General features: G+C 61.0%; 10 protein-coding genes, 1 rRNA gene and 1 pseudogene. 7 read left to right on the plus strand and 5 right to left on the minus strand.

Going from position 1 to position 10,625, the window contains the following annotated elements:
- Positions 1 to 5: 5 nt before the first annotated feature.
- Genes ftsX through ftsY form a run of 3 tightly spaced genes read right to left on the minus strand, consistent with a single transcriptional unit; the run spans position 6 to position 2,616 of the window.
- The gene (gene ftsX / locus E4Q23_RS04655; RefSeq protein WP_169065552.1) at positions 6 to 905 is read right to left on the minus strand and encodes a permease-like cell division protein FtsX; all 900 of its coding nucleotides are present in this window, start codon (positions 903 to 905) and stop codon (positions 6 to 8) included.
- A complete protein-coding gene (ftsE, locus tag E4Q23_RS04660; RefSeq protein WP_169065553.1) occupies positions 902 to 1,591 on the minus strand; it encodes a cell division ATP-binding protein FtsE in 690 nt (229 codons plus the stop codon). The genes ftsX and ftsE overlap by 4 nt, the downstream gene beginning before the upstream one ends.
- Entirely contained in the window at positions 1,588 to 2,616 is a 1,029-nt protein-coding gene (ftsY, locus tag E4Q23_RS04665) for a signal recognition particle-docking protein FtsY (RefSeq protein WP_169065554.1), read from the minus strand. Before ftsY ends, ftsE begins: the two co-directional genes overlap by 4 nt.
- Positions 2,617 to 2,719: 103 nt before the next feature.
- On the opposite strand from ftsY, the gene E4Q23_RS04670 reads away from it, so the two are divergent.
- From E4Q23_RS04670 to E4Q23_RS04690, 5 genes are all read left to right on the plus strand, one after another.
- Positions 2,720 to 4,075, plus strand: a complete 1,356-nt coding sequence (locus tag E4Q23_RS04670; RefSeq protein ID WP_169065555.1) for a M16 family metallopeptidase — start codon at positions 2,720 to 2,722, stop codon at positions 4,073 to 4,075.
- A 134-nt stretch (positions 4,076 to 4,209) separates the two neighbouring features.
- Positions 4,210 to 5,505, plus strand: coding sequence for a M16 family metallopeptidase (locus tag E4Q23_RS04675; protein ID WP_169065556.1), 1,296 nt, complete (start codon positions 4,210 to 4,212; stop codon positions 5,503 to 5,505).
- Between the two features lie 11 nt (positions 5,506 to 5,516).
- On the plus strand, positions 5,517 to 6,071 hold the full coding sequence (gene rsmD / locus E4Q23_RS04680) for a 16S rRNA (guanine(966)-N(2))-methyltransferase RsmD (protein ID WP_169065564.1): 555 nt from the start codon (positions 5,517 to 5,519) through the stop codon (positions 6,069 to 6,071).
- Between the two features lie 4 nt (positions 6,072 to 6,075).
- A complete protein-coding gene (gene coaD / locus E4Q23_RS04685) occupies positions 6,076 to 6,561 on the plus strand; it encodes a pantetheine-phosphate adenylyltransferase (RefSeq protein ID WP_423753305.1) in 486 nt (161 codons plus the stop codon).
- A 13-nt stretch (positions 6,562 to 6,574) separates the two neighbouring features.
- Positions 6,575 to 6,835 (plus strand): YfhL family 4Fe-4S dicluster ferredoxin, encoded by a 261-nt coding sequence (locus E4Q23_RS04690; RefSeq protein WP_169065557.1) that lies wholly within the window; start codon positions 6,575 to 6,577, stop codon positions 6,833 to 6,835.
- Positions 6,836 to 6,932: 97 nt separating this feature from the next.
- Here E4Q23_RS04690 and E4Q23_RS25095 read toward each other — a convergent pair whose 3' ends face one another.
- Both E4Q23_RS25095 and E4Q23_RS04695 read right to left on the minus strand, forming a co-directional pair.
- Positions 6,933 to 7,163 (minus strand): M23 family metallopeptidase, encoded by a 231-nt coding sequence (locus E4Q23_RS25095; protein ID WP_423753306.1) that lies wholly within the window; start codon positions 7,161 to 7,163, stop codon positions 6,933 to 6,935.
- 89 nt (positions 7,164 to 7,252) lie between these two features.
- A pseudogene (locus tag E4Q23_RS04695) lies at positions 7,253 to 8,152 on the minus strand (M23 family peptidase); the annotation flags it as partial.
- 185 nt (positions 8,153 to 8,337) lie between these two features.
- Here E4Q23_RS04695 and tyrS point away from each other — a divergent pair.
- On the plus strand, positions 8,338 to 9,537 hold the full coding sequence (gene tyrS, locus E4Q23_RS04700) for a tyrosine--tRNA ligase (protein ID WP_169065559.1): 1,200 nt from the start codon (positions 8,338 to 8,340) through the stop codon (positions 9,535 to 9,537).
- Positions 9,538 to 10,005: 468 nt separating this feature from the next.
- Positions 10,006 to 10,625, plus strand: a 16S ribosomal RNA gene (locus tag E4Q23_RS04705); the annotation flags it as partial.

Consider the following 10,625-nt stretch of genomic DNA (forward strand, 5'->3'; position numbering starts at 1 on the left):
GGCAGTTAGCTGATGCGCCGCAGGTGGATCAGCGCCGAGATCTTGGCCCCCAGCCAACCGAGGCCACCGCCGATCGCTGTCAGGGCGACGATATCGGTGGTCGACAAGCCCTGCAAGGTGAAAGTCCCACCATAGAGCTGGGCCAGTTCGGCGACCGGAGGGGTCAGGAAATAGCTGCCGGTGCCGACCAGTAGCGCTGCGCAGAGGCCGCCGAGAGCTCCTTGCAGCATGCCGAAGTAGTGCAACGGGCGCTGGATGTAGCTATTCGTCGCGCCGATCAATTTGGCGACTTCGATTTCGGCCGCTTGGGCAAGGATTTGCAGGCGAATGGTGTTGAAGGTGATGGCCACCAGGGCGCCGGCAAAGAGCACGGCGAGCAATACGACGATCAGTTTTCCGAGGCGAAGCAGTGCGTCCAGGCGTTTGACCCACGCCGAGTCGAGCTGGACGTGCGCCACTTTCGGCCAGTTGGCGAAAGTCTTTGCGAGTAGTTCGAGAGATTCGGGCTGCGCGTCTGCGGGGGTGACGACAAAGGCGTCCGGGAGGGGGTTTTTCGGCAGGCTGCCAATGATTTCGGTCATTCCCGCGGATTCCCGCAGGCGTATGAGCGCCTCGTTGCGAGGAACGTAGCGCCAGCTTCCCGGCTTGGCCTGCTGCAGCCGCAACTCGATTTCGGCAACCTCGGGCTGGCCGGCCTCGAGCGTCAGGAAGATGCTGATCTGCTGCACGCCCGGGGTGTCGCCGGCGACGGCACGGAGGTTTTCGATTGCCAACCAGCCGGCGGTCGGCAGAGTCAGTGCGACCCCGATCACCAGCAAGGACAGCAGCGTGTTCAGCGGCGCACCGAACAGGCGACGCAGTGCGTCGCGTATCGCGGTCAGGTGTTGTACCAGCCAGGTGGTCACGGCGTGACCCCGTCGGTGGAGGGCGTGCACAGTGGCTCACTCATCTGGCCCTGGTCGAGGCGCAGAATCCTTGGATTGAGCCGAGCCATGAGTAGCGGGTCGTGGGTGGCGATGACGACGGTTACCCCGACCTGCTGAAAAGCGCGAAAGATCTCAAGGATTTCGATCGCCGAAGCGGCGTCCAGGTTGGCCGTGGGCTCGTCGGCGAGAATGACCGCCGGGCGATTGACCACCGCGCGGGCAATCGCCAGGCGCTGCTGCTCGCCGCCGGAGAGGGTGATCGGAAATGCTTTCGCGCGGTTGGGCAGGCCGACCTTGGCGAGTGCCGCCTGTGCGCGGCGTGGCGCATCCTTGACCGGGTGGCCGACGATCGACAGTGGCAAGAGCACGTTGTCGAGCACGGTACGGTCGAAGAGCAGCTTGCGATCCTGAAAAATGAGGCCCAGTTTGCGGCGCAGGTAGGGAATGGCGTTCCTGCGCAGGGCTGCCAGATTCTGGCCGTTGATCACGATGCTCCCCGAGGTCGGCCGCTCGATGGCTGCCAGCAGCTTGAACAGCGTCGATTTTCCGGCGCCCGAATGCCCGGTCAGGAAGACCATTTCCCCGGCGGTGATCTCGAAGCTCACGTTCTTGAGCGCTTCGTGACCTTCAGGGTAGCGTTTGGTGACGGCGTTGGCAGTAATCACTCGAAGAGCGCATCGACAAAGTCACGGGCATGGAAAGGTCGCAGGTCGTCAATGCCTTCACCGACACCGACGTAACGAACCGGTTTCGGACACTGGCGCGCGATGGCGGCGACGACTCCCCCCTTGGCAGAGCCGTCAAGTTTGGTCAGCACCAGGCCAGTGACCTGGATCGCCTTGTCGAAGGCAATGACCTGCTGCACTGCATTCTGGCCAAAAGTGGCGTCGATGACCAGCAAGGTTTCGTGTGGCGCCGAGGGGTCCGCCTTCTGGATGACCCGCCGCACTTTGGCGATTTCGTTCATCAGATGCAACTGCGTTGGCAGGCGACCGGCCGTATCGGCGAGCACGACGTCGATGCCGCGCGCCCTGGCGGCAGCGATGGCGTCAAAAATGACCGCCGCCGAATCACCGGACTGCTGGGCAATCACCGTCACCCTGTTGCGCTCGCCCCAGGTCTGCAGTTGCTCACGTGCGGCGGCCCGGAAAGTGTCGCCGGCGGCGAGCAGAACTGAGAGGCCCTGTGCCTGGAAGTGCTTGGCGAGTTTGCCGATCGAGGTCGTCTTGCCAGTCCCGTTGACGCCGGCAATCATGATCACGAAGGGCTTGTGTGCTTGCAGGTCAAGCGCTTCCTCGAGTGGTTGCAGTAGCTCACACATGGCGTCCGCCAGCGCTTTTTCTATCGCTTGCGGGGTGGCCAGCTTGTCGCGCTTGGCACGCGCTTTCAGTTGTTCGAGCAGGTACTGAGTGGCGTTCATGCCGACGTCGCTGGTCAGCAGCACGCTTTCCAGCTCTTCGAGCAGCTGGTCGTCGACCTTGCCGCGCAAGAACAGCGATTTCAGCTTGCCGCCAAACTGCGCGCGCGTGCGCGACAGGCCGCTTTTCAGTCGGTAGCGCCAGGAAGCACTCGCCGCTACGTCGGCGACCACCTTTGTCGCTTCGTTGGCGACCACCTTTGTCGCTCCACTGGCGTCTGGCGTGCTGCGGGTGGGCGTCGGCGCGGGGGCTTTCTTGGGGAAACCAAACATGGGGCTTTCGTGTCTCTAAGGCGGTCAGGAACCTGGCCGGTGGTAAGATGCCGGCGCAAGTATCCGACACACCCCGGGATTTTATCAGAAGCGATTCATACTCATGCGTCAGACGAGACTGATTCCTCTACTGCTGGCCCTCGCCGCGCCCGTGCCAGGGCTGGCCGAGACCTTCGAGCAGCAGCTGCCGAATGGTCTGCGCGTCATTGTCAAGGAGGACCGGCGTGCACCGACAGTGGTGCACATGGTCTGGTATCGTGCGGGCAGCATGGACGAAACGAATGGCCGCACCGGTGTCGCGCATGTTCTCGAACACATGATGTTCAAAGGCACCCCGAATGCCGGGCCCGGTGAGTTCAACCGCCGCGTCGCCGCTGCCGGCGGTCGTGACAATGCCTTCACCAGTCGCGACTACACCGCCTATTTTCAACAGGTGCCGGAGCACAAACTCGCCGAGATGATGCAGCTGGAAGCCGACCGCATGCGCCATCTGACCCTGGACCCGGCGGAATTCGCGCAAGAGGTTCGCGTGGTCATGGAAGAGCGCCGCCTGCGCACCGAAGATCAGCCACAATCCTTGCTCTTCGAGCAGCTGACGGCCACTGCTTTTCAGGCCCACCCGTATCGCGTACCGATCATCGGCTGGATGAACGATCTCGAGAATCTGGCTCCTGCCGACGCGCGTCGCTGGTACGACAACTGGTATGCGCCGAACAATGCCACGGTGGTGGTTGTCGGCGACGTCGATCATCAGGCGGTGTTCGCGCTTGCCACCCAGCACTACGGTCCGCTGCAGGCGCGCCAATTGCCGGTCAGAAAACCGCAGGACGAACCTCCGCAGCTCGGGACGCGGCGCCTGTCCGTCAAGGCACCAGCTGACCTGCCGCTGGTGATGATGGCCTACAAAGTGCCAGTCATTCGCCATGTCGAGCAGGACGTCGACCCCTATGCGCTGGAAATTCTGGGCGCAATTCTCGCCGGCCACGACGCGGCGCGCTTCTCGACGAGCCTGGTGCGCAGGCAACAGCTGGCCGTAGAGGCTGAGGCCGATTACGACTCGACCGCACGCGGCCCGGGCATCTTCTATCTGCGCGCTTCTCCCAGCGAGGGAAAGTCGGTCAGCGAACTCGAAGCCGGATTGCGCGCCGAAATCGCTGCTGTTCAGGAGCGCGCGGTTAGCGCGGATGAGCTTGCGCGCGCCAAGGCGCAACTGATTGCTGGCCAGATCTACAAGCTTGATTCAATGTTTGCGCAGGCCATGGAGATCGGCCAGCTGGAAGCGGTGGGCATTCCGTATGCGCAGAAGCGGCGCTTGCTCGAAAAACTGCAGGAAGTGACTGCGGCGCAGGTTCAAACCGTTGCCCGCAGGTACTTTAGTGACCAGGGTCTGACGGTTGCCGAACTCGTGCCGCAGCCCTTGCCGTCGGCGGCGCGCTCGCCCGCTCCGGCTCGCCATTGACGGTCATGACCTGTCGAGATACACCGGATCATGAAAGTCATGACCGCCCCCCTCTTCTTCCGGCCCTTCTCCCGCGGTGGGAAGGGAGCTTGGCGAGTCGCCTACGCGACTTTTACAGCAATGAGTGTCGCTCGATGAATGCCTGCAAATGCGTGCTGCTGCTCGTGCTTTCTCTTGCCGCGCCGCTTTCCAACGCCGCTCCGCGGATCGAGCGCTGGCAGACGACATCGGGTGCGCGCGTCTTCTTCGTCGAGAACCATGCGCTACCGATTGTCGACATCCAGGTCGATTTTGCTGCCGGCACGGCTTATGAAAACGAAGCGCAGGCCGGTGTTGCGTCACTGACGCGCGAACTGCTCGAGCTCGGCGTGGCCGGGATGGACGAGACGCAGATTGCCAGCCGGATGGCCGACGTCGGTGCACAGCTGACGGGCGAGGTTGACCGGGATCGTGCTTCGCTTGTTCTGCGCAGCTTGTCGATGGCCGACAAGCGCTCTGTGGCTTTCGAGCTGCTGCGCGCGATCCTGAGCACGCCCCAGTTTTCGCAAGTCGTTTTCGAGCGCGAGAAGGCACGTTCCGTGGCTGCGCTCAAGGAGGCGCTGACGCGTCCAGAGACGCTCGCCAGCAGGGCGTTGTGGTCGGCCATGTACGCCGCGCACCCCTACGGACGACAGGCGACAGTGGCGTCCGTGGCGGCTCTTGAACGGGCGAACGTGCTCGCTTTCCATGCTGCCCACTACACCGCGCCGCGGGCAACCCTGGCCATCGTTGGCGATCTTTCGCGTGCGCAAGCGGAGGCGGTGGCCGAGGATCTGACTGCGGCACTGCCAGCCAGTCCGGGCATGACGACGATTGCCGTCCCGGAATTGCCATCATCCAGCGAGCAGCGCATTGCCCATCCGGCGGTACAGGCGCACCTGTTGTTGGGATTGCCGGCGCTCAAGCGTGGCGATCCGGATTTCTTTCCGCTGCTCGTCGGCAACTACACGCTGGGCGGTGGGGGCTTTGTCTCGCGCTTGATGAAGGCGGTGCGCGACCAGCGAGGCCTCGCCTATAGCGTAGAGAGTTACTTCCAGCCCCTGGCGCAGCTGGGGCCGTTCCAGATCGGTCTGCAGACCAAGAAGGAGCAGGCGCAGGATGCGCTAAAGCTGACTCGCGAAGTGCTTGCCGGCTTCCTGGCGCAGGGCCCGAGCAAAGAAGAACTTCTGGCCGCCAAGCAGAATTTGATCGGCAGTTTTCCGTTGCGTCTGGATAGCAATAGCGAGATTCTGGGCAGCGTCGCGGTCATCGGTTTTTATGGGCTGCCGCTTGATTACCTTGACCGCTATCCTGACAACATCGAAAAGGTGACCCTCGCCGACATCAAAGCGGCATTTGCACGCCGTGTGCGGCCTGCGCATCTGGTGACCGTGATCGTCGCCGGAGACTAAGGACCCAGGCCCTGAATACGGTACGCATCATCGGCGGGGAGTGGCGGCGGCGTTTGTTGCGCTTTCCTGATTTCCCAAGTCTGCGGCCGACGCCGGATCGGGTGCGCGAAACCCTGTTCAACTGGCTCGGCAACGATTTGCGCGGCCTTTCCTGCCTGGATCTGTTCGCTGGCAGCGGCGCTCTCGGTTTCGAGGCTGCCTCGCGCGGCGCCGAGCGGGTGGTGCTGGTCGACAATTCACCGAAGGTTCTGGCGGCGCTTGAACTCAATGCGAGAACCTTGGGGATGGCTGGGCGCCTGGAAATTGTGCGCTCGGATGCGGTAAGATTCGCAACTTCCACCCAGCAGCGCTTTGATGTTCTGTTTCTCGACCCACCGTTCAATGCGGGCTGGATCGAGCTTCTGGCGGCGAGCGTGCCGGCCATTGTCGTCCCGGACGGCGTCATCTACGTCGAGGCCGAAAGAGCAGTGGAGCGTTGTGGCAACTGGCGCACGGTGCGCAGTGGGCGGGCCGGCCAGGTTTTCTACCACTTGATGAGACGAGGCGAAGCGGATGGCACTGAATAGGCGGATGGCAATCTATGCCGGGACCTTCGATCCAATGACCAGGGGCCACGAGGATCTGGTGCGGCGCGCGAGTTGCCTCTTTGATCGGGTGATCGTGGGGATCGCCGAGAGCCAGCCGAAGAGGCCATTCTTCTCTCTTGAAGAGCGGGTCGAGATGGCTAGCGAGCTGTTGATCCCTTATCCGAACGCCGAAGTCTGTGGCTTCAATGGCCTGCTGATGGATTTCTTGCACGACAAGGGCGCCAAAGTGATCATCCGGGGCTTGCGCGCAGTCTCTGACTTTGACTATGAATTCCAGATGGCCGGGATGAACAGAAACCTCTTCCCGGAGGTCGAAACACTATTCCTGACCCCGGGCGAGCAGTACATGTTCATTTCGGCGACGATGGTGCGAGAAGTCGCCATGCTCGGTGGAGATGTGAGCAAGTTCGTACAGCCAAGCATCTGTGAGCGGCTGGCCAAACGAGTAAGAGAAATTTCAACGATCTGAAGGAAGCACAAGAATGTCTCTGATTATTACCGATGAATGCATCAACTGCGACGTGTGCGAGCCCGAATGCCCGAACGAGGCGATCACGCAAGGGGAGGAAATCTACGAGATCGACCCCAACAAGTGTACAGAGTGTGTCGGGCACTACGATACGCCGCAGTGCGTCGAGGTGTGCCCGGTCGATTGCATTCCCAAGGATCCGGCGAATCAGGAAAGCGAAGACGTGCTGTGGATCAAATACGAAAAGCTTACCGGCAATCCTGGGCGGCCCTGAAAGCTGGCGCCGCAAGTTTGCCGACGAGCCGTCCCTGCTTCAGGGACGGCTTTTTTTCGAGCACCTGAGAGCCTCTCACCGACGATGGCTGCGGCGGCTATTCGGCTGTCGCCAGGGTCATTTCTCCGGCCATCGCCAGTTGCTGGCGTAGTTTCTGCTTGGCTGCCTCGAAGCGGGCGAGATGGGCCTTGCCGAGTGGAATGGCAATCGGCAAGGCAATGGCCAGCGGGTCGACCGGTTCTTCCTTGACCCGGAATTCGTAGTGCAGATGGGGGCCGGTCGCCAGGCCGGTTTGGCCAACGTAGCCGATGGTGTCGCCCTGCCGCACCCGCGTTCCTTCGCGAATTCCCTTGGCGAAGCCTGGAGGTGGCCGTAAGCTGTTGAATAGCTGCCTTGATGCTTGATTACGAGCAACTTTCCATAACCAGTCCGGTGCGCCGCTGTTTCGACGACACCATCGGCAACGGCAACCACGCCGGTCCCTGCGCGTGCCGCGTAGTCCACGCCCTTGTGGGCTCGCCAGGTGCGCAATATGGGATGAAAGCGTGCGCCGGAAAAGCCCGACGAGATGCGGGAAAATTCTATCGGCGAGCGTAGAAAGGCCTTGCGCAGGCTGCTGCCGTCGCTCGTGTGATAGGCGCCCTCTCCCTGTTCCGGCTGGAACCAGTAGGCCTGCAGGACCGTCTGGTCGTTGACCAGTTCGGCCGCCAGGATGCGTCCGCTGCGCACGGGCTGACCACGGTCAGTGAAGCTTTCGTACACCAGCGAAAAGCGGTCGCCCTTACGCAGGTCGCGATGGAAATCAAGCTCGCCGCCAAAAATCTCGACCATTTGCATGGCGATGGCGTCGGGAATGTCGGCATCGTCGGTGGCGGCGAACAAGGAGTGGCGAATTTCGCCCGACTTGATGACGGTGCGGCTCTCCAGTTGCAGCGGCTGCTCACGGGCGACGAAGTCGTCGCCATTGCGTTCGATGACCAGCATTGCGTCCCCGCCGGGTAGATCCACAGACAAGCTGTGCAGGTTGCCCCAGGCGCCCGTCTCGGCGCTGACGGTAGTGCCGGCTTGCAGGTGCCGCGCCATATCGCGTGCTTGCTGGTTGCTGCGAATGAACTGTAGCGCTTCCCCGTCGTAGATGCCCAAGCGGCTCATCAAGCTGGCGATGGTGTCGCTGCGGCGAACACGCTCTTCACGCAGAAATGTCGGTTTGCCAGCTTCCAGCAGGGTGATGCTTGGCGCCGGAAGCTTCTGGATAACGGTCGTCAGTTCGACGCCAGGATCCTGGGCGGGTGGTGCAATGGCGAATGCGGCGACCATGCCGAGCAGTGAGGCGCCAGCGATGGCGGCGGCTGCCCAGTGGTGACGACGCTGTCGGTCGTTCCTTGGGTGTGAATGCGTTAAAATCCGGCTCTCCTTGGACTGTCGGCGACAAAAAACGCTGCAGTCTAGCAAAAAAACCCTTCTCTCCAGAAGCTCTCTGGGCAGAAACCGTAGAGGTTTGCATGCGCGCTGTTGACCACGACCTCAGGCTGATCAAGCGTGGGTCCGAAGAGTTGTTGATTGAAACCGAGCTGATCGAAAAGCTGAAAAGCGGCCGCCCCCTGCGGATCAAGGCCGGATTCGATCCCACCGCCCCCGATCTCCATCTCGGGCACACGGTGCTGATCAACAAGCTCCGCCATTTTCAGGATCTCGGCCACCACGTACAGTTCCTTATTGGCGACTTCACCGGCATGATCGGTGATCCGACGGGCAAGAACATCACGCGGCCACCGCTATCACGCGAGCAGATACTCGAAAACGCCAGGACTTATCAGGAGCAGGTGTTCAAGATTCTCGATCCCGAAAAGACCGAGGTCTGCTTCAACTCCACCTGGTTTGAGCCATTTGGTGCCTCCGGCATGATTCGTCTGGCCGCGCTGCATACCGTCGCCCGCATGCTCGAACGCGACGACTTTGCCAAACGCTATCGCATTGGGCAGCCGATCGCCATCCACGAACTGCTTTATCCCCTTTGCCAGGGCTATGATTCGGTGGCCATGAAGGCCGACGTCGAGCTTGGCGGCACCGATCAGAAATTCAACCTGCTGGTAGGCAGGGAGTTGCAGAAGCATTTCGGACAGGCGCCACAGGTCATTTTGACCATGCCCCTGCTCGAAGGCCTGGACGGCGTCAACAAGATGTCGAAGTCCCTCGGCAACTACGTCGGAATCAACGAGCTGCCGGGCGAGATGTTCGGCAAGCTGATGTCAGTCTCGGACGAACTGATGTGGCGCTACTTCGAGCTGTTGTCGTTTCGCGCCAGCGAGGCGATCGAGGAACTCAGGCGCAGCGTGCTTGACGGACGCAACCCGCGTGACGCCAAAGTTCTCCTGGCACAGGAAATCGTCGAGCGCTTTCATGGCGCTCCCGCTGCCGTGCAGGCGCTTGCCGATTTCGACGCACGCTTCCGGCACGGTGCGATCCCCGACGACATTCCCGATGTCTGCTTGTCAGGCAGTGACCCGGCGCTGAGCATCGCGCAGGTCCTCAAGCTGGCGGGTCTGACGGGCAGCACTTCCGAGGCCTTGCGCATGATCGACCAGGGAGGCGTAAAGGTCGATGGTTGCCGGGTCGACGACAGGCAACTCGTCCTGGCGCCGCAGGGCAGCTACGTGCTGCAGGTGGGCAAGCGCAAGTTTGCGCGGGTAAGCATCGCCTGAGCCTGCTGTCGTGTGGTGTTGTGATTGATTCACGAATTGTTTTGAGTAGAGGGTTGACGCCCATTTTTGAGCCTGTATAATTCGCCCCTTCGCTGCCGAGTGCGACAAATAAAAACTCATAGAAATCAAGTTCTTATATCGTATTGGCGCGGTTTGTGGGGGGGGTCTTTCGGGGCCGTAGCAAAGAGTTGTTGGCGGGTTTGGCGAGATTCACGAAGCAAGTGTTGACGCCGCCGGAAACGACTGTATAATGCGCCCTCTCGCTGCTCAGGCAGCACGGTGTTTCGACCAGGTGGTCGTTCTACCAGCTCTTTAAAAATGAGACAACCGATAGGTGTGGGTTCTTGGTCTGGGGTGATCTGCTTATGCGGATTGCCAAAAAGATGGAGTAACTCGCACGGAAGTAAAGCTGTTGGTCTGAGGGAACTTGGGCTGATGGAAGAACGTCGAGCGAGGGTTTCAGGATTTGAACTGAAGAGTTTGATCCTGGCTCAGATTAAACGCTGGCGGCATGCCTTACACATGCAAGTCGAACGGCAGCACGGGGGCAACCCTGGTGGCGAGTGGCGGACGGGTGAGTAATACATCGGAACGTGCCCTGGAGTGGGGGATAACGTAGCGAAAGTTACGCTAATACCGCATATTCTGTGAGCAGGAAAGCAGGGGATCGCAAGACCTTGCGCTCTGCGAGCGGCCGATGTCGGATTAGCTAGTTGGTGGGGTAAAGGCCTACCAAGGCGACGATCCGTAGCGGGTCTGAGAGGATGATCCGCCACACTGGGACTGAGACACGGCCCAGACTCCTACGGGAGGCAGCAGTGGGGAATTTTGGACAATGGGCGGAAGCCTGATCCAGCCATGCCGCGTGAGTGAAGAAGGCCTTCGGGTTGTAAAGCTCTTTCGGCGGGGAAGAAATTGCTTGGGTTAATACCCTGAGTAGATGACGGTACCCGAATAAGAAGCACCGGCTAACTACGTGCCAGCAGCCGCGGTAATACGTAGGGTGCGAGCGTTAATCGGAATTACTGGGCGTAAAGCGTGCGCAGGCGGTTTTGTAAGTCAGATGTGAAATCCCCGGGCTCAACCTG

The organism is Candidatus Accumulibacter phosphatis (assembly GCF_012939955.1).
Taxonomy (GTDB): domain Bacteria; phylum Pseudomonadota; class Gammaproteobacteria; order Burkholderiales; family Rhodocyclaceae; genus Accumulibacter; species Accumulibacter delftensis.